This window comes from Rhizobium sp. YS-1r (genome assembly GCF_000757525.1).
Lineage (GTDB): Bacteria > Pseudomonadota > Alphaproteobacteria > Rhizobiales > Rhizobiaceae > Neorhizobium > Neorhizobium petrolearium.
This window is the reverse complement of sequence record NZ_JPYQ01000050.1, coordinates 33,059-55,286: the sequence shown is the minus strand read 5'-3', so window position 1 is coordinate 55,286 and position 22,228 is coordinate 33,059. Positions and strand designations below refer to the sequence as shown.

Sequence of the window (22,228 nt, the reverse complement as noted above, 5' to 3'; positions counted from 1 at the left end):
CATCGTTCACACGCTGCAGGACGTGAACGACCAGCTGGCACGCGGACGGCCGTTCTTTATCGACCTCATCCGCGACGGCATCATGCTCTACGAGAAGGAAGGCCATCCCTTCGTGGCACCGAAGCCGCTGGATCAGGAAGATGCGAAGATAGAAGCAAGGGGATATTTCGATCATTGGTATCCAAGTGCGGACGCTTTTAAAGCATCGGCAGAATTTTTACTGCAAAGAGGCAATGTGAATGAGGCCACCTTCAATTTCCACCAAGCCGCTGAACGCCTCTATCACTGCGCGCTACTTGTCCTGACCCTCTACTCGCCTAAGTCGCATCGCCTGAAATTCCTACGCTCTTCGGCCGAGCGGATCGACCCGCGACTGATCGAGGCATGGCCGCGAGACACCAAATTCGCCCGCCGCTGTTTCGAACGGCTCGATCGCGCCTACGTAGCTGCGCGATATTCGCCGCATTTCGAGATAACAGAAGAAGAGCTTTGCTGGATCATCGAACGCATAGAGGTGCTTCAAAAATTGGTTCGCCTCATCTGCGAAGAACGTCTCGCAAGGCATTCATGATCTGCCAGATCCGCGGAAAGTCCGACGCCAGCCTCTCGCGGCGTCCGCAGTGCATGCGTAATCGGCCGGTGAGATTCCTATCATCGGCTGGCCGCTATGCCACGCCTAGTTCCCTTAAAACGCAGAGAGCCGCCGTTCGGTCGTCAAGAGCCGCTCGAAGGCGGCCTCGTGTTTTTCGACGGGCGGAGGATTGCAGTGCTTTTGAGCGAACGTTCCATCGATGCGCGGTTTTGCGACCCCATCGCCTTCGCGCTCTCGGAGCGGTCATTGGTACCGTTAATGCCAGAGCCCGAGAATGGTACGTCTTTAATTGTATATTAATCGTGTAGCGATCGTTTCTGGCGGGTTGCTCTCCGCTCATTGCCGCGAGCAAATCGGCATGTTTATTAAATTTTTAGCAACGGCATTCTTCGCCCATTCCAGACTATTGCGTTAAATGGATTTCCTCAATGATTTCCTTTGTCGTTCGATTGAAGAGGCGCGCTCATTTTATAGTGAGGCGGCGGGACGCCGAAGGACGCGGAGAATTCATTGGCACCGGTGTCCGCCGGAGGAGGCAGGCACGTCAGCGACTGGGGATTTTGATCGCAGGTTTTTCGGTCGTCTTCTTCCTCATTGGCGCTCGGCTTGTCCAATATGGTATCGCTGATCCCCCAACCACCAGTTCGCTCGGCAGCCCTACTGTGGTTGCATCACGCCCCGACATAGTCGATCGCAACGGCGCACTTCTGGCGACTGACGTCAACATGGTGTCGCTTTATGCGGACCCGCGGCGCATCGTCGATGCGGACGAGGTCGTGGAGAAGCTCGCGCAGGTTATTCCGAACCTGGATTGGGGCGAAACACACAAACGGCTGCGTTCGGGGACTGCCTTCCAGTGGTTGAAGCGGCAGCTGACGCCTCGGCAACAGGCGGCTGTTCTCGCGCTCGGCATTCCCGGCGTCGGTTTTCGTCCGGAGAAGCGGCGCTTTTACCCCGGCGGTGCTACCGCATCGCATATCGTGGGCCATGTGAACGTTGACAATCAAGGTCTCGCCGGAATGGAGCGTCACCTGGACCAGCAAGGCTTGTCGGATCTCCGCGCGGCCGGAATGACAGGCGATACGCCGCTGGAGCCCGTTAGACTTTCGATCGACATTCGTGTCCAGAACATCGTGCGTGAGGTGGTCGCAACTGCGATGACCACCTACAAGGCCGAAGCCGCCGGTGCGGTCATTCTCGATGTCGACACGGGTGAAGTGCTCGCGATGGCCTCGGTGCCCGACTACGATCCGAACGAACCGTCGCGAACGCTTCCTGATGGAAACGTGGACAAGGAATACGAAAAGGGCTGGTTCAATCGGGTGAGCAATGCGACCTATGAGATGGGCTCGACATTCAAGAGCTTCACTTTGGCGATGGGACTAGACGAAGAGAAGATAACCTTGAATTCCGTTGTCGACGCATCCCGACCGATCCGAATGGGCGGCTTCACGATCAGGGATTTCAAGGGCAAGAACCGGGCACTGACAATCCCGGAAGTCTTCCAGTATTCATCAAACATCGGTACGGCCGCAATTGCCGATATGGTCGGCATCGAAGGGCATCAGCAATTTCTGGCAAAGCTCGGGCTCCTGTCAAAGATGGAAACCGAAATGCCTGGTGTCGCAACGCCGACCCAGCCGCGCACATGGAAGAAAATCAACTCCGTGACGATCTCGTTCGGCCATGGCGTGGCGACCACGCCGTTGCAGACGGCGGTCGCCGCCGCTTCATTGATCAACGGCGGAAGTCTTGTCCCTCCGACATTTCTTCGCCGCAGTCGCGAGCAGGCGAAACTGCTGTCGCGTACCGTCATAAAGGACAAAACCAGTGCGGACATGCGTCATCTTTACACCTGGAATGGCCTGAAAGGCTCCGGCCGGAGCGCCCAAGTCGAAGGATTCAACGTGGGCGGCAAAACGGGCACCGCCGACAAGGTGATCAACGGGCGGTACGCGAACGATATCAACTTCAATGCATTCGTCGCAGCATTTCCGATGGACAGGCCGAAATATGTGGTGCTTTCGATCATCGACGCTCCGAAGACAGGTGAACATGGCGGCCGAACGGCAGCATCCACCGCCGCGCCTATGATCAAGTCGATTATCAGCCGCGCTGCGCCTCTTCTCGGCGTGCAGCCTCGTTTTGGTTCCCCAAACGCAAGATACTCTTTGTCGGACTACTGAATTCTTTAATCCTACAACGGAAGATTTGCTCCGACATGACGAGTGTCCACTTATAGCCCCGTACGGCGGTCGGTAATGCCCCCTTTTCGGTGACAGAGGCAGGTGTTCGCCTGCCGAAGCAGACATCGCGTTGGTTTTGAGGCGATGGCATCTGTGGGCCAGTTGTCAGGTCCGGCACGTTGGCCGTTGGCGGCATTCTGCCCTTCCCAGTCTGAATTGTGTCGTTTGCGCATCACCTTCCGCCAGGTTGTGGTGACCGCTTGGCAATACCGAATTGCTCGGGTATAAACCGCTCACCGCTTAGGATCGAACAAAGGGAGGCGTTGGAATGACAGTATCGATCGTCGAAAACCTCCCGTGCGGAATGACCCGACACTAGGTCATTTCCATTCGCGGCCCTCCTCGGGCGCGACCAGCGGTTTTCTCTTTTGTCACAGCCCGATTGATTTCACGGGATTATTTCGTCTCCCGCATGGGCTGTGTACCTCTCAACTCTCGATTTGAGGACCGGCGCCGACACGGGCCGGGCTGAAGTCAATGACTCGCAAGAAGCTCGATTTTCGTGCCGACGCCTATCGCCAGGTGCTCGGCTTTGTTTTTCATCATTGGAGCTATCGACCTGTTTTCGTGGGCGCCATCATCGTGTTGGTGATCGCAAGCACGCTGACCGAAGTCATGGTGCCAGTATTTTCCGGCCAGATCGTCGATGCCATTGCCGGCGGCAATGGAGCCGATCGTGCGCTCAGCGCCTTCGTCATCGTTGTCGTGCTGGGCCTGACCAGCGTGGCGCTGCGCTGGTTAATCTTCATCGGCATTATCCGGCTGACGTTGCGCACCATGGCAGATGTGGTCAACAACGGCTTTTACAGGGTGCAGCGGTTCTCGACCGACTGGCACGCCAACAGCTTTGCCGGCTCGACAGTTCGCAAGATCACCCGCGGCATGTGGGCGCTCGACTCGCTTAACGATCTGCTGCTGGTCGCCCTGCTGCCGTCCATCGTCATGCTGGTCGGCGCGAGTATCGTACTCGGCAGCTATTGGCCGATCATGGGTCTGGTCGTGGGGGCGGGCTCGTTCATCTATGTCGGCGTCACCGTGGCGCTTTCCATGGGGTTCGTTTCGCCGGCCGCAAGACTTGCCAACGCCTGGGACACCAAGCTCGGCGGTGCGCTGGCGGACGCCATCAGCTGCAATGCGGTGGTCAAGGCCTTCGGCGCCGAGAAGCGCGAAGAGACGCGGCTGAGCCAGGTGCTGGCCAGATGGGACAGTCGCACACGGCGGACATGGAAGCGCGGCACTACGAGCGGCACGATCCAGGGTTTAATGATGGTCACAATGCAGGCGGGCATTTTGGGAACGGGCCTGATCATGTGGCGGCAGGGGCTGGCCACACCCGGTGACATCACGTTCGTGCTGGCAATGTTCTTCGTTCTGCAGGGTTATCTTCGCAATGTCGGTCAGGACATCCGTAACCTGCAGCGGGCCGTCAACGACATGGAAGAACTGGTGCTGCTCGACAAGATGCCGCTCGGCATTGAGGACAAGCCACACGCCGTGCCGATCGAGATTGGCGCGGGCGAGATTGTCTTCGATCGCGTCACCTTTCAATACGGCGCTCATCCCAACCCTCTATACGAGGACTTTTCCGTCACCATCAAACCGGGCGAGCGCGTCGGTCTGGTGGGGCATTCGGGCTCGGGTAAGACAACCTTCGTCAAGCTCATTCAGCGTCTCTATGACGTGAACTCGGGCTCGATTCGTATCGATGGACAGGATGTCGCCGAGGTCTTGCAATCGAGTCTGCGCGGGCAGATCGCCATCGTGCAGCAGGAGCCCATCCTGTTCCACCGGACGCTGGCGGAAAACATCGCCTATGGCAGGCCGAATGCTTCGCGGCGCGAAATCGAAAAGGCTGCGAAACAGGCCAATGCGCACGAGTTCATTATGGACCTTCCCAAGGGCTATGAGACGATGGTCGGCGAACGTGGCGTCAAGCTATCGGGCGGCGAGCGTCAGCGTGTCGCCATCGCCCGCGCCTTCCTGGCCGACGCACCGGTGCTGATCCTGGACGAGGCGACCTCGAGCCTTGATAGCGAGAGCGAGGTGCAGATCCAGCAGGCCATGGAACGTCTGATGGACGGCCGCACAACGCTGGTAATCGCCCATCGTCTCTCCACGGTGCGGGCGCTGGACCGGCTGCTGGTCTTCGATAAAGGCAAGATTGTCGAAGAAGGCGACCATCAGGCACTGATCCGGCTCAACAAGGGGATCTATCGCCGGTTGTTCGAGCGGCAGGCGCTGGAACTGACCAAGGGGTTGGTGGCGTAGGCCGACATCTCAACAAACGAAACGCCAGGGCCGACTCATCTGGCGTTTCCAACGCGCGACGGCAGGATTGCGCCCTCTGAGCGGACGACACTCCCCTCAACCACTTTAGGTCTACCTCAGCCGGAAACGCCCGCTTTCCACTGCCTGACGGATGGAATCGCAAGTTTCGTCAGCGCTCATGCCTGCGACCGACAGCGAATGGCCTTCCAATACGCCCAAATTCGCGAACTGCTGGTGGAGCGCGGAAATTGGAATGGGATCAGAAAGGGAGGCGCCGCCTCGTTGGCGGCATCGTCTGATTGCCTCCTCCAGATCCGGACGAAGGACGATATAGTGCAGGACCGCTCCGATATTTCGGAACGCGTCTAAAAACCAGGGCCCAATGATGCCATCCACCAGCACGAAGTAGCCGCCCTTCGCATAGCGGGCGGCCGCCCCGGCCAGCACATCGATCACTGTTGCATTCTGGGCATGGGCCTCGGGATGCCACGGTGGAATCGAGCCTGCCTTGATGAAATGCCAGAAGTCGTCCGAATGCAGGTGGACCTTCGGGCTGCCGGGCAGTTGCGCGATGCTGTTTGCCGCGGTCGTTTTGCCTGAACCAGGTGTTCCAGTCAGGATAAGAATTTCTCCGGATATGAACATCTCACGCTCGTGGTCTGGTCTTTTAGCAGCATGGGACGGCTTTGTACGCGAACATGCCGCTGCGCCCGACTTTACCATGCAAAGAGACTCGCAGAGAATTATTCCCGTTGACAAATTTTAAGCCTAAAGGATTATACCGCAATAAACATGTCCAGTGGGTGAACCTGTTATGATCGGCGCTCGGTTCAGAGCGGCGCTGAGTGGAGTTATGGCGTTCGCCGGGGCGATCGCAGCACTCTGCTTCGGCTTGCTCGCTCTTTCAGTTATCCTAGACGTTCTCGGACGCAATCTCGGCCTTTTGAGTTGGCCGTGGCTTAACGAGGTCACCGAATATCTCATCACAGTCGGCACCTTCGCGGGAGCGCCCTGGGTGCTGCATCACAGTGGGCATGTGAATGTGGACGTCCTGCTGCGGGTCGTGAGCAAGGACACAGCGTCGGCGATGGTCAAGATCTGCTTCGTAGTCGGAATCGTCATCTCGCTCGGCCTCACCTGGCTCGCCGTCGCCACTCTTCTCGACAGTTATAAGGCCGGCGCCTTGGTCTTCAAAACCCTCGTTTTCCCGGAATGGTATCTCATGCTGCCGGTGATTTGGTGCTTTGGCCTCTGCGGTCTGGAGTTCCTTGCGAAGCTGCTGCAAGCAGGAGAAACCGCATGATCTGGTGGCAGACACTTCTTCTACTGATTGGCCTACTTGCTCTACAATTTGCCATCGGTACACCGGTTGCATTCGCATTTCTCGGCGCAAACCTCGTGGGTGCATGGATATTCCTGGGCGGCGAAGCCGGCCTGATGCAATTGACGCGCAATGCCTCGCTCGCAGTGAACTCCTTTGCGCTTGCCCCGATTCCACTCTTCATTTTGATGGGCGAGCTGCTTTTCCATACGGGTCTTGCCTATAGGGCGATCGATGCGGTGGAGAAGCTACTCGTCAGACTTCCCGCGCGTTTGTCTTGCGTCTCCGTCGTGGGCGGAACGGCATTCGCTGCACTTTCCGGTTCTTCGATTGCCAATACAGCGATGCTGGGCGGTACGCTGTCGCAGGAAATGATCAAGCGCGGCTATTCGACCACGCTTGCCCTCGGGCCGACGATGGCAGTGGGCGGTATCGCCGTCCTTATTCCGCCGTCGGCGCTCGCGGTCATGCTAGGATCGCTCTCGGGCATTTCCATATCCCAATTGCTGATCGGTGGGATCATGCCCGGCCTCCTGATGGCGGTGTCGTTCCTGGCCTTCGTCATCATCGTGGCACAGATGGTCCCATCTTCGGCGCCGCGCGAAGATGTCAGAACGATCCCTCCGCTTAAAGAGCGGATCATGCCGTTCGTGCGTGATGTCCTGCCGCTCTCGGGCATTTTCATTGCCGTTGTAGGCGGAATGCTTGCCGGTATCGCAACGCCCACGGAATCGGCGGCGCTGGGCTCGGCGGCCGCCTTGATCGCTACGATGGGCTATCGCACCCTGACCCCGGCGAACTTCATCAAGTCGATGGTCGAAACGGCCAAGGTTTCCATCTCGATCCTGTTCATCATCGTGGCGTCGACGACGTTCTCGCAGATTCTATCCTTTTCTGGGGCAACCACCGGCTTCATCGGGCTGATCGAAGCTTTCGACCCAAGCCCCGCCATTTTAGTGGCGATGATGCTGCTCATCATCCTGATCCTTGGCTGCTTCATAGACCAGATCTCGATCATGATGATTACGCTTCCTTTCTTCATGCCGCTGGCGCAAGCGGCGGGCGTCGAGCCGGTCTGGCTCGGCTTGATGATGCTGGTGGCCATTGAGCTTGGATTGCTGACGCCACCATTCGGCATTCTGCTGATGGTGATGCAGGGCGTTAGCCGCGATACGGCGCTCCCCAAGATCTACCGTGCTGCCGCTCCTTTTATCCTTATCGAACTCGTCATTCTGGCACTTATGTTCATGGCGCCGGACCTGACGCTTTTGCTGCCCAATCTCCTCAAATAGAAAACAAGGGAACCCTCCATGAGAAAACGCGCACTGTCCGCTCTCTTTGCAATGATGGCCACTCTGAGCGCCGCCGTGCCCGCCGCGGCAGACGAGGTCGTGCTCCGTGCTATCTCCGCTTTTCAGAAGGGCACGACTTTTTTCACGCCTTTCGACGCCTTTGTTAAGAGCGTGAATGAGAACGGGAAGGGCAAAGTTCGCATCAACCTGGTTGGCGGTCCGGATGCCATGCCTCCCTTCGAGGTTGGCAACGCGCTTCGCGGCGGCGTAATCGACCTTGCCAACACGACTGCCGTCTATCACGCAAATCTGGTTCCGGAAGGTCTGGCGATGACGCTGACGGATCTGTCCATGGCCGACTTGCGTTCAAACGGCGGCTACGCCCTGCTGGACGAGATCCATATGAAAAAGGCCAATATCCACTGGTTGGGCCGGCTGGTTCAGAACATGAACTACCATATCTACATGTCGAAATATCCTGACAATCTGGAGTTCAAGGGTCTGAAGATCCGCTCGGCGCCGACCTACAAAGCCTTCTTTGATGGCCTTGGGATCGCTCCGATGCAAACGGCGGCCGGCGAAGTCTTCACCGCACTGGAGCGCGGCACGATTGATGGTTACGCTTGGCCGTCCGTCGGCGTGTTCGATCTCGGCTGGCAGGAGAAGACAGCAGCGCGTATTGATCCGGGCTTCTATCAGGTCGAGACGGGTATCTATATCAGCGGCAACACATGGAAGAAGCTGACCGCTGAGCAGAGGGCAGTTCTTGAGGAGGAAATGCTCAAGGCGGAAGCCGCGTCCGCTGCATACAGGGATATGGCGAAGGAAGAATTCAAGCGCCAAGAAAAGGCTGGAATTCGCACGTTCGCGCTCGACGAAACCAAAGCCAAAGCTTTCACCGACATGGCTCAGGAAGAGGGGTGGAAGCCCGTCGTCGCCGCCAGCCCCGTTGAGGGCGCCAAGCTGCGTGAGTTGTTCGCCAAGTAAGCGAACGCCCAGAAAAAAGGACGAGACATCGTTAATGCTCTCGTCCGGTAGCTGGATTGCTTTGAAAGGCAAGCCTCAGCTTCTCGGAAACACCGCCAGGCATAGGAAGGCAAGGGCTGCCGCGAGGCAGCTTGCCATAGCGAGCGGCCACCAACCCAAACTGAGGAAGGAGGCTGTGGCAGCGGTACCCGCTGCCGTGAAACCGAGAATCGCCGCCACGACCAATGCGGCGCCGCGAGAATGATCGCCCTTCGAGGCAAGGATGGCTTGATGGAAGCCGATCGGCCCCCGGATACCAAATGCCCCGTTCGTCAAAATCCACAGGGGCACAAGTACGATGAGACCGCCTCCGCCGATTCCAACATAGGCAAGGATCAGCAGGAAGCCCACGAGAAGCGCCGCCGTCCCAATAAAGATCATGCGCTCTGTTCCGAACTTGCTGGCAAGCGTGCTTGACAGGTTCGACGCCAGGATGAAGGTCGTAATGCCGCAAATCTGCAAGAGAATGAAATCTCTGATGTCTCCGCCCAGAACTTCCGTCATCACCGCCGGTGCGCCAAAGACAAAGATAAGGATTCCGGCCAGCGAGAAGGCCTGACTTAAGGCGTGCCGAAGGAAGTCGGCGTTGCGCACGATGGATAGATAGCTACGGTGCGTTTTGAAGGTATCCTGCCGGTCCGGGAGCAATTGGGCGTAGACGCCGCTGCCAACGGCACAGAAGACGGCGAGGCCTCCGAGCACGAGGAAGGATGTTTCCCAGCCCCCCAGCTGCAGGAGGAAGGCTCCAGCGATCGGGGCAAATGCGGGTGTCAGGGACTCAATCGAACCGAGCCGTCCGAACATGGCGGCCGCTTTGTCACCAGAGTAGAGGCCATGAATGAAACCGGGCGCAAATACCGCGGGACCGGAGCCAAAGGCCCCTTGGGCGAACCTGAAAGCGACAAGCCACTCCAGTGTAGGCGAGAATGCTGCCAGAATGGAAATGAAAGCAAACAGGCCCAAAGACCAGATCAGCAGTTTGCGAGGCGAGTATCTGGCGCCGAGTTCACCGAAAGTCAGCAGCCCCACAAGCGTGCCTGCGGCATAGGCCGCAAGAACCATCTGCGCCAGAGCTGGTGTGCCACCCAACTCGTTCGGCATCGTCGGGACAGCAGGGAGCACCAGATCGGTGCCTGCGATCCCAAGGATTGTACCGAACGCAATGAGCGGAAACATGAAGGTGGGGGATGCAGATAGGGTCATGGCCGCGAGTATCACGCCCGCATATTCGGACCTAGCGCCCTACGCTTATGGCACTTAACAATTTTGTTGATGTTTTTGTCGGACGACAGGATAGTAAAGGCACTACCACCGCATTTGTCTGCGTAACGGCAAGCCCGGTTTGGGGCCGACTGCGGTCGACGGCTGTCATGGCGCAGAAGCGCTTCCATGTCGGTCATGGAGGCAGTTATCGCGCATGCCTGAACGCAGACATGGTCTTCGCAGCGGCGTCGGGTCCTTTGTGCGCCATAAGGCCAGATTGCTGCCGCCGGAAACCTGGTTGATCATACCGATTCCCCTTCTGAACGGGAAAACGGGCGGCGAAGACCTCCTTGGCTGCAAACAGCCCGTTGAGAGCCGCAGGAAAGCCGGCATAAACCGCCATCTGTATGATGACTTCGGTGATTTCGTCCCTGGTCAACCCTACATTCAGACCCGCCTCAATATGGATTTTCAATTGTGGGGTCGCTGTTCCCATCGCCGTCAGTGCCGCGATGGTCGCAATCTCACGGGCGCGCAGATCAAGGCCGGGGCGGCTGTAAATGTCGCCAAACGAAAACTCGAACACGTAGTTTGCGAAGTCGGGGGCAATGTCAGCCAGAGCGGCAATTACATTGTGGCCGGCGTCGCCGTCGATTTCAGCGAGTGCCCGCTTGCCGCGTTCCAGCCGGCTTTCGCCGACGTTCGTGGATTGGCGCGTCATTGTCTTTCATCCTTTGTTCCTTGCCGGCATATCCGGCAATCTTGGTGTCGAGGACTTCAAGGCAGGCTTTTAGTTTGGCCACGTGCGCACGTACACGCTCGCGGTGCTGTTCGAGCAACACGCCGCGCTCCGCTTCCGTATCGACGCCGCGCTCCCGCAAGGCCGCGTAACGCAGCATTTCCCTAATAGGCATTCCGGTCGTTTTGAGACGATCGATAAATTCTATCCAGGTCAGGATTGATGCGTCGTAGTCACGTTGGCCCGATTGGTCTCTGTCGGCATGGGGAAGCAGACCGATCCGTTCATAGTAACGGATAGTGTAGGCAGTCAGTCCCGAACGCTTCGCCAACTCGCCAATCTTCATCAACGCCATTCTTTCGTCACGACGCCCAGAAAGCTACGGGTTAGAGTGTGCTCTAAGTCAATAGGGAAATGACGCGTTTTCGTGTCGCGAAAATGCAACCTTTCACGACCGCGTTTTCCGAGATATCTGATGCCCGTTTGGGGCCGACAGGCGCAATCCGCTTCGCGCCCCCATGCCGGTCGTTCACACCACCCGCATTAGTTCCTGGAAGCTGTCGGCCTGCTGTTCGAGCGGTCTCCGGAACGCGGCCGATAGGTGATTTCGACAATGATAGAACGCCCAACAATGAGCCTCAGACAGCCTCAATAGCCTCGCAAGCATCCGTAGGACGAGCGTTTCCAGCGAACTCGTTTCGATTTCGGCGCGCCGATCTCCAACGGCCTCGGCATTTCGCTGCATTGTAGGAACAACAGCGACCGACTTCACGTTTTGAAATGAACGGTCACCGAAAATGAGTTCCCATTCTGTGCCGGTGCGGTCATGTCTTTGTGAAAGCTCGTATGAGCCATCGCTCGACGAGACACGAATCAAAGAGCTGACAGCATGGAAAATCCGGTTGCACTGAATCGTCTTTCCGAGAACACGGTCTTCCGTAAAGGCGATGTTTTCGTACTCTTCGGCGAACTGTTCGGCCGCGGATACGCCACCGGCTTGCTCGAGGAAGCCAGACGCGCTGGAATGGAGATTGTGGGGATCACCGTCGGGCGACGCGACGAGAACAATGCGCTGCGGCCGCTCGATGCCGAGGAACTGTCTTCGGCGGAGGCTCACCTGGGCGGCAGGATCATCAACATACCTCTTATGGCGGGTTTCGATCTCGATGCGCCCGCAGACGGCCCAACTCCCACCGATCTCCTGGCAAAGATGACGCTTGAGAGCTGGGAACACGATAAGCTCGACTGGGACTATGTCGGGCAATGCCGCGACATCGCCACTGCGCGTTTTACGGAGTCGCTTTCAAAAGTCATGACCGTTCTCGACGGAATGATCGCCGCTGGCCGCAACGTTTTCTTCGCCCACACAATGGCCGGGGGCATCCCGAAGGCGAAGGTATTCTTGGTCGTCGCCAATCGAATCTACAAGGGGACCGGAACCCGCCACATGTCGTCGCAGACCTTGCTCGACAGTGACCTGGGAAAACTCGTCCTGCAGAATTTTGACGACGTCTCCGCAAACACCTTTCGCCATCTCATTGATTTCAGCGCTGCGATCCGCGAGCGCGTGGAAGCTTCGGGCGGTCAAATACGATATACGGCCTATGGTTACCACGGATCGGCGGTCCTCATTGACGGAAGCTATCGTTGGCAGACCTACACCAACTACACCCAGGGTTATGCGAAGATGCGGCTCGAAGGCATTGCAGAGGAAGCCTGGGCGACAGGGATCAAGGCAACTGTCTATAACTGTCCCGAAATCCGGACCAATTCGTCCGATGTGTTCACGGGTATCGAGCTGCCCCTGATACCGCTGCTGCTTGCGTTGAAGAAAGAAAACGGTGGCCAATGGGCAGACGAACAGTGGCAGGCCTGCCAGCAGCGTCTGGCCGACGGCTTAACCATGAAGGATGTTTTCCGGAAGATCACCGACATGCAGGCCAGCGAGGTCATGCGTCCGTTCTATGACTTTTCGGCATGGCCCATGGCAAACAGCCAGGCACAGGCCGATTTGACCATCGGCACGTCCAATGAGATCACCCAGATGCATCGGGATAGCAAGTTGATGATCAGCGACCTCCTGAGCGGTCTCGTTGTGAAGGCAACCGGGCAGCTAATTTTTGGCGAATCTTCCGAACCCTCCGGTCCCGTCCTGTGGCTCAACCACGATATCGTGGCTCGGCGACTTAACGCTTCCCACCCGCATTCGAAGTCTCCCGCGCCGCTTATCGCGCGGGGAATGGAATCCTCGCACCTTGAGATGGCGTGAAGGCTTCCTAGCTTAGCTTGGAAGCTGGGTGTTTTGGCCATGAAACGACGAATCTTGCGACAGGAATGCGCCCCTATTCCGGTCGTAGGGCCGGCGATGGCGTCTTCCCGAAAGCAGACGTCGATCAAGCTAAGCTTCGACGACATCAATACGCCATGGGCGGCAGTCGCCTAGACCGCTCGAACTTCGGCAAGTCGCTGTTTCGCGTATTCGTCATCCCAACAGACGGCGGCTTCCCATGCGGCCGATGCTTGCGCGGCGATGTCATACGCCCCGGCTTCCAGATCGGCAGCATTATGGGGCAAGACGAGGTCAAGGTCGTGCACGTCGATATGCGACTCATCCCAGTCGATCAGAGACGAAACTTTATCACCAGATGCGCCACGATGGCCGCTATGGTGCCGTGCCCAACTCTTTGAACAATACACGTGCGTAGAAATCCACGCATTCTCCAACCCGTGCGGTGACCTCCTCATCGCTGTCGTTCCACGGTGTTTCAAGGCCGATAGCGGCCCTGCGCAAGGGCTCAGCAACAAGAGCGGCAAGGATCATCCGGGCAGATCGGTTGACATCAAATGATGGGACATCGGCTTGGTACTCGCGCAGCCAGGTCGCCACGGCCAGCACTCCTCGCTCGACCCCGTTTCGATTATAAATTTCTGCGAGCCGTTCTCGACCTTCTTTGTCAGCGCAGATGAGACGGAAAAGGGCTACAGCTTCCTTGGATAGGGCGATTCGGTAAATCCTACTCAATAGCGCCCGCAAGCTCTCCGGATCAGGACGCGGCTCGCCCGGCCGGTGATCTCCACTGGTTTGGAGTTGCTCAGTCCAGGACGCTACGATTTTCCCGACCAGTTCCTCACGGTTGGCCGCCATAGCGTAAACAGTCTTTTTGGCAACTCCTGCGCTACGCGACACCGCTTCGATGCTGAACTTGGTAAAACCCTGGTCAAAGAGAAGCTGTGTTGAGGCTTGGAGAATTTTGCGTTCCACCTCAAGCCGATTACGGGCCGGGCGCCCTCTCGCTCGCTTTTCCAAATCTTGATCTCCTTGACCAACGTCGTACGAAGGGTATACCCATCATATTTAGGAAACGTAGATAGTTTCCTAAATATAGGAGATTGGAAATGCAACATGATTTGGAAGCAGCAATCCCTGTCGCACTGCTGCACGCCGACCCAATTAGACTCGAAATGGGGATCGAGCGCTTCGGCTCCGGCACCCTCACGGTCGCCTGCAGAACGATAATGCCAGGGTGCAATGGAGCGATGCTGGAATGGTGGTTTAAGTATTTTGAAACCGACGAGCATCTTCGCTGGTGGCATCCGATTGACCACAAGCGCCATTTCGGTTGGGACGAGCTTTGGAAAAAAGGTGAGAACTACATCGGCGCGACAATCAGGGCGACGGAGTCGCTAGGAGAGGTTCCTCCGGTCAAAGCAACCATCAAATTCCTAAGCCCAGCCGCATACTTCAGTGCCACGGACATCGATGCCGCAAAGCAGGTGGGCGGCGTATCCGCACTTTTCTACGCCGGAATTGGCTTTGGCGATGATGTTGAGATTGACGAGCATGGAATTCCAATAGGCGGCCGGATGATGCACGTCACACGGGACACGCCCGATGGCCTCGTTCTGCGAAGCAGATTCGTTCTTGGTCTCGATAGCGACAAGGGCGGCCACGCTGTCCCGGACGAGATCGGACTGGGGCTGATGCGCCATTGCCATTCGGAGTTCTCGTTCCTCGCGAAGGCACTTCCGTCTGCATATTATGGTGATCTCGCAAATTCTAGACCTGCCGACAACTGGTAGCTTCGCCCGACTGGAATAACACAAGATACCTGACCAGCACGTTGACCGTCATTGTCAACGGTCACAAGCAAAGTCGGATTAAAGAACTCCTACCGTGGAAGTATGCGGCAACGTAATCTGCGCCAATCGGAACGCTATCCCCCGACCCAATATGGGCATCGGGCCGGGGAGCCTTTTCAACTATCGAGGAGAGCCGTGCCGTAGGAATTGTCTACAGCGCATAACCAGTTCCCAGGCGAGTCTCTACGAAAGACATAGGTGGCACGTCGTACCGTCGATGTCCCAATGCCGCTTTCGTCGACGGCATCCAACCAGGTTTCCATGATGGCCAACGCTGTGTCCCCGCCCTCGATCACCTCCATCCTCCCTTGGCGGACTTTCAATTTGCCTTGGAAATGAGCAGAGATTGCTTCGAACGCTTTCCTGATCTGGTCTTTGCCTTTGGCGTACATGCCTGCCTTGACCACCAAGGTGGCATCATGGGTGTAAAATCGCATCAAGCCGTCGAAGTCTTTGGCCGATATGGAACGGTCTGCAGATTCGATAAGGGCTTTCAAGGGATGGTCGGACATTCTGGACTCCAAAATGGCCGCGAGCGGAAAAACAAAACCCGCCTCGCGGCGGGTTGCTTTGTCTGGAAATATGACGTGCTTAACCCACCACTCGATGAATGGTGATAATAATCAAAGTGAAAGCGCGTACAAATTCCATAGTGCGTCTTTATCACCAGCATTAGCGGCTGGCAAATGATCACGTCCAATTTTGAGCAAGCTAGTCAAGGTGCCAGCGGCACACCGTTTACGATGAACGAACCCATTTCAGACCTTCAAACTTGGCCAACCCCAACGCGGATGCTCATTTCACGGTAATTAACGGCATCAAAAGCTCTTTGGTCCAACATGGACTGATGAATTCGGGTAATCTTCGAGAAAAACTTCGGGCGGCTTTTCTGCTTCTTTTGATGCTGGCGTACTTCAACGCCGGATCGACCAACGCGGCGGATTCTAGTGGCATTCGCAGTTCCTGCTTGGCGTCTGGCAGCATGTCGGAAGATGTGATGACGATAGCTCGGAAGGCAGAGCGATGGTCTTGTGCCGACCCGAAATTCTCAATTGACGCCGAGCGAGTGCTGCTTCGCTTCGACATCAGCCCGAACGATGTCCTTCCCCGATATCTGCTCTCAAGGCGGAGCGCACTCGAGGTGGTGCATCTGCTCGCAATCGATCACGACGGCGCGGTTCGGCGCTCCTCCATCCCTGGCACAGCCTTGGCCAGTTCGATGGCGGGCGGGTACTTTAAGGCTTCTCTGCCGGACGTGACGGATGCGACCCGACAGATCATCGCCGCGATTGACCTGCCGAGCCATGAAATGACCCTGGAGAGGGCATATTTGGCACCCACGGACGCGACTGACGGCGACATGCGGTGGCTGCTCATTCTGGCCGGGCTTGCGGGCATGCTCGTCACGCCCATGATCCTCAATACGGCGTTCTATCGGGCGCTTCGTGAACCATTCGTTCTCTGGCACTCGGCTCTGACATTTTCGCTGCTGATGACTATCCTGGTTTCATCCAGCCTATCGGTCATGCTTTTCAACCCTCCAGCAATGACGCTCAGCTGGATGACGACATTGATCTTCGGGATGACGGTCGGGGCAGGAACGATGTTTACCTACAGCTTCATCGAGCCGGGACTGATGCACCCGCTTCTACGGCGCCTGCTGCCCTATTGCGCGGCGTGGGCAGTGTTCCTGAGTGCGTTTCATGCGGCGTTCCCATTCGTTGCACGGCCTATACAATCGAGCGCTTACACGGCGGCGTTTGCGCCGGTCCTTGTCGTCTTCATATTGTCGATGTTCGACTCATTGCGTCGCGGAAGCCGTGCCGCAAAGTTCCAGGCAGTTGGATATTCGCCAATGGTCCTTGTCGGCTTGATCCGACTGGTCACCGGCGTAGCTCCGTGGTTATACAGCGTCGACGCCATGTTCCTGTTCTATGTCGGCTGTATGTGTGAAGTCTTCTTTACGACGCTTGGCGTGGCAGACCGCTTCGTAAGCATGAAGCGCGAGCGAGACCGCGCCCGCAACGAGGCCGATCTACTCGAACGGCTGTCCGAAACAGACCCATTGACCGGGTTGCTCAACAGGCGTGCGATCGAGCGGCAGTTCGAGCAGCTTCGAAACGAAGGCTTCGCCACACTGGCTATCCTTGACATAGACCACTTCAAGGCGATCAATGACATTCACGGGCATACCGTCGGAGATGCGGTGCTCAAGGCTGTGGCCAATGTCCTCCAGGCTGCCCCGAGCGTTCGCGCATTCCGTCTTGGTGGCGAAGAATTCCTGCTTCTCTTGCGCGGCGACGACGCTGATGGACAGGCCGAGATCCGGCGGCAGGCGATCCCCACAATTGTCGCCAATACGGTTTCCGGTCTTGGACGACCCGTTACTGCCAGCATGGGTGTGACGGATCTCTTCGGGAATGAGGGTTTCGCAAAACCCTATGAGCGAGCCGACAAGCTGCTTTACGAAGCCAAGACCGCTGGGCGGAATCGAACCCGGAGAGCAGTCAAGGCGGCGCCGACGCCAGAGGTCTTTTCCCGCGACCGGGCGATCATCGCATAGATCAGACGAGGCTTGTTTGCATGGTCCCGGCCGCCGACAGATAGGCGGGCCAGGATTCGCCGTTACAATTTTGGCGATGATCCGGAAAAATGATGCGAACGACTGTTCCGGGTCGTATCATGCAAGAATAATTAAGTAGTTGAAAAACAACAAGGAAGTGACGCTGGCTGGGAAACGTTTATTCTCACATGATTTCAATGGCTTAGCGGAAAAGCCTTGAAATGCCCTTTGTTTCCCCTCGCGAGCGACCGTGGATGCCATCTTTGTGCCCTGGCCTTGAGCATCAGTCAACAGGACGGGCGAGCGGCAATAATTTCCGCTTTCGGACCTCACGTTTGCGGTGCCGCAGCGCTGAAGCGCCCGGCAGCTTTGCGCCTGCATGTCGGTCATGGGGGACGTCATAATGCTTGCCTAAAGCAGACATCGCCCCGCAGCCGTGTCACGTTGCCTGCGCACAGATAGGAGACAATCCTCCGCTGCCAATGAAGATCGTATTCCAGCCCCATCGCGAACCTGCAGTGGATCTTCAGCGCTCGTCAAAATCCGACGGACATGCGTGTGTTCCAAGCCGATAGGCTCCCCGAATGTCAATCCTGTGCGGTCGGGCGCACCACGATGCTGCCGATTTCGACGTCGCTGGGTTGTTCGATCGCGAAGGCTATCGCCCGTGCAATCGCTGTCGGGGAAATGGCGAGCTCGTCCTTGCGCTTTAAAATAGCCGCTCTGATGTCAGGATCGGCTATGCCGGCATCCGCAAAGGTCGTGTCGACGAAGCCTGGCGATATCTCCGTCACGCGCAGGTTTTTGCCCGACTCCTGTCGCAGGGCTTCGGTCGCTGTCCGCAGTGCATTCTTGGTCGCTGCGTAGACGCCCATCGTCGGCACGATCTTGAGGCCAGCGGTTGATACAACGTTGATGACGTGCCCGGTGTCCTGGCGCGTAAACACGGGCAGAGCCGCAGCGATGCCGTAGAGCGCGCCCTTCAGATTCACGTTAATCATGGCTTCCCAGTCATCGACCTTCAGCGCGTCGAAACGCGAGAGCGGCCCGATGCCCGCATTGTTGATGATGACATCAAGCCGCCCGAAACGCTCGCAAGCAAGTTTCACCAAGCCTTCCCAATCCGCACGTCTGGTAACGTCGATGGCCCGATAGACGGCTCCGCCACCCGCCGCCTCGATCTCTCCTGCTACAGCGGCGATTTCCGCTTCGCTTCGTGCACCGAGCACAAGACGCGCGCCTCGCGCGGCAAGGTGAATAGCGGTGGCCCGGCCAATGCCGCGCCCGGCTCCGGTGATGGCGACGATCCTGTTCTCTATAGTCACGATATTGGCTCCATTTTTTGCATGAAAAGACAGACCTATGCGACGCGGGCCGGATGATCTATGCTCGATTGGTCATGTCTTTGTCGCGATCCGCCGAAATCACCCCCGATCCGTTCTCCGAGGTTCTTGCCGCGCTCGGCGCGCGAAGCGTTCGCGGGACCGGCCTCGAAGCGGCGGGAGAGTGGGCACTTTCCTTCGATGGGCGAACACGATTGAAGTTCGTCGCCGTCACGAAAGGCCGATGCTGGCTTCTGCTTCCGGATCATTCCCCGACTGTGCTTGTGAAAGGCGATGTCGTTCTCATCAGCAACACGCGCTATACGGTGGCGAGTGACCCGGCGGTCGAACCGGTCGATGGCATGCCGCTCTACGCTTTGCCAGGACACGACATGGTACGCCTAGGCGATGCAACCGAGACGGCCCTGATCGGCGGCGGCAGTGGCTTTGCGGATGGCAGCGCCGCGTTTGTTCTGGATGCGCTTCCGAGCTTTCTGCGTGTCGACCGGACCTCGTCCACCGCCGAGGCTGTCGCAAGGACGCTGAAATTCCTGAGATCGGAGGTCTCTAGTGCGGAACTTGGCGGATTGCTCATGGCCGAGCGACTGGCGGAAATCCTGGTCATCGCAGCCGTCCGGGCTTTCGTGGCCACCAGCCCGACGACCAGTGTCGGCTGGATCACCGCGCTGGCGGACCCACGGATCGGCAAGGCCCTCAGACTGCTGCACGCCGATGTCGCTTACCGTTGGACAGTTCCAATGCTGGCGTCGGAGGTCGGCATGTCACGCTCGGCCTTCACGCAGCGCTTCACCGAGCGTGTTGGCCGCCCACCTCTCGACTACCTGACCCGCTGGCGCATGGTTCTGGCGCAGCGAAAGCTGAACGCGGGCCAGACCGTCGCGGCAGTTGCCGCCGCAGTAGGTTACAACTCGCAAAGCGCCTTTTCTCATGCCTTCAAGCGAACCTTTGGGCGTACGCCACGGTCGGATGGTTGTTGATTGGCTTTGCGATTGTTGTCGGGGCCATGGCTAATGTCCGACGTCGTCGGTCGTGGGTCAGGAAATCTTTGCCCCGCTTGAGTGCGACTGCTTTCATCGTCCTCACCCTGCAAGCGGCGCACTGTTTTCCACCCCATCTCAGTCATGGTGGGGCACTCCTTCAATGACCCCTTCGGGCCGAACTCGGACCACACCGCCAGATGTTTGGATGTCGGCTATCGCCTCTTGGTACCCCAACATCGGACTGCCCCCTCGCGGCCCCAAAAGCGGAGCTCAGGCTGGCAATTCTTATTTCCGTCCAATCTTCTATCGAAGCAGCCATCGAGCAGGGAAGATAGCGTGTTGTGTTGGTCGTGGGCGATGCGATCGGCCACCACGCCGCTTGCGATCTGGTCGCAACGAATTTTTAGGCGGCCAACTTTTGCTTGCCGCCGGCAGACGTTGTCTACGCGCTGCTACCGAAGTCGGTGGCGTGGTCCTGGCGATCGACGCCAAAAATGATCGGGTGGCTGGTTGGTACAAGACACTCGGCGCGCTTCCGCTTCTCGACACGCCACGCTCGCTGCTGCTTCTGCTTACCACGATCGCGGCGGCGCTAAAGGCTGCCGGCCACACATTGTGATCGTTAACTATTCTGCTGCTTCCGACTGTAATCGTCGATGCTATTGTCGAACGGGACGGAGAATGCCATGACGCGGCAAGTTTTCCCGAGGAGAGCCGCGAAACTCAGCTGTGACGTATCTGGAAACTCGTCGCTGTCGGCAAATAATTGCGTTATTCCGCATCAAGATGTCAAAAGTAGCGGAATTCCGCTTGTGAAGCTGAAAATTAAGGTATAGCGATATTCCGCATGTTAATTGGGAAATGATCGGAATGCCGCATGCCAGAGACAATCTTCAATATCTTGGGTACTCAGCTTCGGGCCGCCCGGATGCGACGTGGTTTGAGCCAGCCGGAAATCGCTGCCCGGCTTGGCCGTAACAGGGCGCGCATCTCCGAACTCGAACGCGATCTGGCCAGCAATCGATGGGGTCGCGACCGCTTGACCCTTTTCGCCGAGATCTGTGATGCTCTCGATTTGATACCCGTCTTGGTTCCCCGCTCGCGGATTGCCGAAGTTCGCCGATTGATCGAGGAAACCAGTTCGGAGAAGCGGCAATCGAAGCAGACGCCCTCAGCCTTCGACGAGTTGTTCATCGATCTCGGCGAAGAGGATGAGGAGGATAACTGATGGCGAAGGCCTCCGCTATCCTCGGTGTCTATCTTCTCGATCGTGCGTTCGGCACGGTGAGGGTAGGGACGTTGACACGTGATGCCGACGGCGGCATCGCGTTTGTCGTCGCGGAAACCTATCTTAGAGAGTCTGAGCGTCCAATTCTAAGCCTCGGCTGGTATGACCCTGAAAACGATGAGGGCACGCGCGACCGGCTTTCGAACAGGGGGGACAAGATCGGTCTGCACGGGACATTGCCACCTTGGTTTTCCGGCTTGTTGCCGGAAGGTGCTCTTCGAGAGCTGGTCTTGGCCGAAATGGGGCCTGGCGATCACGACGAGTTCGACGTGCTGACCAGGCTCGGCGCGGATCTTCCGGGTGCCGTTCTGATCGTGCCGGAAACCGGGGTGCCATCGTCCGCAGGTCCGCTTACTCTGGAGAATGTCCAGGGCTTCCAGGCACCGCTGCCGGAAGGGGCCGTCAAATTCTCGCTTGCCGGCATTCAGCTGAAATTCACGGTCAATCCGGATGGCGAACGTTTGACCATGCCTGGACGCGGCGATACCGGCCGTTGCATAGTAAAAGTGGCAAGCGAGCGCTTCCCCGGCCTTCCCGAGGCGGAATATGGCGCGATGCGTCTAGCCGAGATGATCGGAGTCCGGACCGCCAAGTGCCGACTCGTCGCGCGTGACGCGATAGAAGGTGTGCCTGCCGAGTTTCTGGTGCACGGTGAAAACGTCCTTGTCGTCGATCGGTTTGATCGCACAGCCGATGGGCAGCGCGTTCATATCGAGGATGCAGGGCAGATCATCGGGGCAGTTGGCGATCGCAAATATACCATGGCTACCACCGAGACGATCATCAATATGGTTCGGCGCTTCAGCACCGATCATCGCGCTGATCTATCGGAGGCTATTCGCCGCGTGGTCGCGGATGTCCTGCTGGGAAATGGCGACAATCACCTCAAGAACTGGTCTTTTTGCTTCCCGCAGCCGGGCGAAATCCATCTCTCGCCGGCTTACGACATCGTGCCCACAGTGCTTTACATGCCAAGCGACACGATGGCCCTGAGGTTCGTCAAAACACACAGTTTCGAAAGCGTAAATCTACATCGCTTTGAGCGGGTGGCGAGTTTTCTCCAGGTCGATCCGAAATGGATCGTTCGTGAAGTGACGTTAGCCGTGGAACGCGCGTTGGAGCTATGGCCGTCAGCGGCTCCCGAATTGCTTGGTGAGGAGCGGGCAAAACGGATCATCGACAGGCTTAAGACGCTAACGCTGGTCAACGAGGTAATGGGCTGAGCTT

Annotated in this window: 20 protein-coding genes and 3 pseudogenes; 14 read left to right on the top strand and 9 right to left on the bottom strand. The window is 57.6% G+C overall.

All coding sequences use genetic code 11. The features are described 5' to 3' along the window. From JL39_RS22760 to JL39_RS22750, 3 genes are all read left to right on the top strand, one after another. Window positions 1–571: HEPN domain-containing protein (locus JL39_RS22760; RefSeq protein WP_037156252.1), on the top strand; the 571-nt coding region annotated here is incomplete at its 5' end. A gap of 449 nt (window positions 572–1,020) precedes the next feature. Beyond that, complete coding sequence (locus JL39_RS22755) at window positions 1,021–2,778, top strand: penicillin-binding protein 2 (RefSeq protein ID WP_037156251.1); 1,758 nt, start codon at window positions 1,021–1,023, stop codon at window positions 2,776–2,778. 537 nt (window positions 2,779–3,315) lie between these two features. Next, entirely contained in the window at window positions 3,316–5,106 is a 1,791-nt protein-coding gene (locus tag JL39_RS22750; protein ID WP_037156250.1) for an ABC transporter ATP-binding protein, read from the top strand. Between the two features lie 111 nt (window positions 5,107–5,217). Here JL39_RS22750 and JL39_RS22745 read toward each other — a convergent pair whose 3' ends face one another. Next, on the bottom strand, window positions 5,218–5,751 hold the full coding sequence (locus JL39_RS22745; protein WP_037156249.1) for an AAA family ATPase: 534 nt from the start codon (window positions 5,749–5,751) through the stop codon (window positions 5,218–5,220). Between the two features lie 208 nt (window positions 5,752–5,959). Here JL39_RS22745 and JL39_RS22740 point away from each other — a divergent pair, with 208 nt between their 5' ends. From JL39_RS22740 to dctP, 3 genes are read left to right on the top strand one after another with little or no spacing between them, the layout of a single operon-like run. Further along, window positions 5,960–6,409: a TRAP transporter small permease gene (locus tag JL39_RS22740; RefSeq protein WP_052183064.1), complete on the top strand. Its 450-nt coding sequence runs from the start codon at window positions 5,960–5,962 to the stop codon at window positions 6,407–6,409. Continuing rightward, window positions 6,406–7,719, top strand: a complete 1,314-nt coding sequence (locus JL39_RS22735) for a TRAP transporter large permease (protein ID WP_037156247.1) — start codon at window positions 6,406–6,408, stop codon at window positions 7,717–7,719. The genes JL39_RS22740 and JL39_RS22735 overlap by 4 nt, the downstream gene beginning before the upstream one ends. Window positions 7,720–7,737: 18 nt before the next feature. Further along, entirely contained in the window at window positions 7,738–8,706 is a 969-nt protein-coding gene (gene dctP, locus JL39_RS22730; RefSeq protein ID WP_037156246.1) for a TRAP transporter substrate-binding protein DctP, read from the top strand. A 75-nt stretch (window positions 8,707–8,781) separates the two neighbouring features. Here the strand turns inward: dctP and JL39_RS22725 are convergent, their stop codons facing one another. The 3 genes and pseudogenes from JL39_RS22725 to JL39_RS22715 form a co-directional block, all read right to left on the bottom strand. Continuing rightward, window positions 8,782–9,963: an MFS transporter gene (locus JL39_RS22725; RefSeq protein WP_037156245.1), complete on the bottom strand. Its 1,182-nt coding sequence runs from the start codon at window positions 9,961–9,963 to the stop codon at window positions 8,782–8,784. Window positions 9,964–10,279: 316 nt separating this feature from the next. After that, window positions 10,280–10,669 (bottom strand): annotated as a pseudogene (locus tag JL39_RS22720) (carboxymuconolactone decarboxylase family protein); the annotation flags it as partial. Beyond that, a complete protein-coding gene (locus JL39_RS22715; protein WP_037156268.1) occupies window positions 10,605–11,033 on the bottom strand; it encodes a MerR family transcriptional regulator in 429 nt (142 codons plus the stop codon). The gene JL39_RS22715 and the pseudogene JL39_RS22720, both read right to left, overlap by 65 nt. Before the next feature lie 543 nt (window positions 11,034–11,576). On the opposite strand from JL39_RS22715, the gene JL39_RS22705 reads away from it, so the two are divergent. Continuing rightward, window positions 11,577–12,956 (top strand): hypothetical protein, encoded by a 1,380-nt coding sequence (locus JL39_RS22705; RefSeq protein ID WP_037156243.1) that lies wholly within the window; start codon window positions 11,577–11,579, stop codon window positions 12,954–12,956. A 170-nt stretch (window positions 12,957–13,126) separates the two neighbouring features. Here the strand turns inward: JL39_RS22705 and JL39_RS32635 are convergent. Further along, window positions 13,127–13,327 (bottom strand): annotated as a pseudogene (locus JL39_RS32635) (aminoglycoside phosphotransferase); the annotation flags it as partial. Window positions 13,328–13,349: 22 nt separating this feature from the next. Continuing rightward, a complete protein-coding gene (locus tag JL39_RS22700; protein WP_037156242.1) occupies window positions 13,350–13,994 on the bottom strand; it encodes a TetR/AcrR family transcriptional regulator in 645 nt (214 codons plus the stop codon). 89 nt (window positions 13,995–14,083) lie between these two features. Between JL39_RS22700 and JL39_RS22695 the strand changes: the two genes are divergently transcribed. Further along, window positions 14,084–14,767 carry a hypothetical protein gene (locus tag JL39_RS22695; protein WP_052183063.1) on the top strand — a complete coding sequence of 228 codons (684 nt, stop codon included), beginning with the start codon at window positions 14,084–14,086 and terminating at the stop codon, window positions 14,765–14,767. 26 nt (window positions 14,768–14,793) lie between these two features. After that, window positions 14,794–14,883 (top strand): annotated as a pseudogene (locus tag JL39_RS31985) (transposase domain-containing protein); the annotation flags it as partial. Window positions 14,884–14,943: 60 nt separating this feature from the next. On the opposite strand, the gene JL39_RS22690 reads toward JL39_RS31985, so the two are convergent. Continuing rightward, a complete protein-coding gene (locus JL39_RS22690) occupies window positions 14,944–15,339 on the bottom strand; it encodes an SgcJ/EcaC family oxidoreductase (protein WP_037156241.1) in 396 nt (131 codons plus the stop codon). Window positions 15,340–15,599: 260 nt separating this feature from the next. Between JL39_RS22690 and JL39_RS22685 the strand changes: the two genes are divergently transcribed. Further along, on the top strand, window positions 15,600–17,390 hold the full coding sequence (locus tag JL39_RS22685; RefSeq protein ID WP_244446949.1) for a diguanylate cyclase: 1,791 nt from the start codon (window positions 15,600–15,602) through the stop codon (window positions 17,388–17,390). Between the two features lie 117 nt (window positions 17,391–17,507). Here JL39_RS22685 and JL39_RS31765 read toward each other — a convergent pair whose 3' ends face one another. Together JL39_RS31765 and JL39_RS22680 are read right to left on the bottom strand one after the other, a co-directional pair. Then, window positions 17,508–17,780 carry a hypothetical protein gene (locus JL39_RS31765; RefSeq protein WP_152601237.1) on the bottom strand — a complete coding sequence of 91 codons (273 nt, stop codon included), beginning with the start codon at window positions 17,778–17,780 and terminating at the stop codon, window positions 17,508–17,510. Between the two features lie 197 nt (window positions 17,781–17,977). Then, window positions 17,978–18,718, bottom strand: a complete 741-nt coding sequence (locus tag JL39_RS22680; RefSeq protein ID WP_200883996.1) for an SDR family oxidoreductase — start codon at window positions 18,716–18,718, stop codon at window positions 17,978–17,980. Between the two features lie 71 nt (window positions 18,719–18,789). Here JL39_RS22680 and JL39_RS22675 point away from each other — a divergent pair, with 71 nt between their 5' ends. From JL39_RS22675 to JL39_RS22660, 4 genes are all read left to right on the top strand, one after another. Beyond that, window positions 18,790–19,710, top strand: coding sequence for an AraC family transcriptional regulator (locus tag JL39_RS22675; protein WP_200883994.1), 921 nt, complete (start codon window positions 18,790–18,792; stop codon window positions 19,708–19,710). Between the two features lie 472 nt (window positions 19,711–20,182). After that, on the top strand, window positions 20,183–20,332 hold the full coding sequence (locus tag JL39_RS31760; RefSeq protein ID WP_200883993.1) for a hypothetical protein: 150 nt from the start codon (window positions 20,183–20,185) through the stop codon (window positions 20,330–20,332). Between the two features lie 258 nt (window positions 20,333–20,590). Continuing rightward, entirely contained in the window at window positions 20,591–20,941 is a 351-nt protein-coding gene (locus JL39_RS22665; RefSeq protein ID WP_037156231.1) for a helix-turn-helix transcriptional regulator, read from the top strand. Beyond that, complete coding sequence (locus JL39_RS22660; protein ID WP_037156229.1) at window positions 20,941–22,224, top strand: type II toxin-antitoxin system HipA family toxin; 1,284 nt, start codon at window positions 20,941–20,943, stop codon at window positions 22,222–22,224. The genes JL39_RS22665 and JL39_RS22660 overlap by 1 nt, the downstream gene beginning before the upstream one ends. Window positions 22,225–22,228 lie beyond the last annotated feature (4 nt).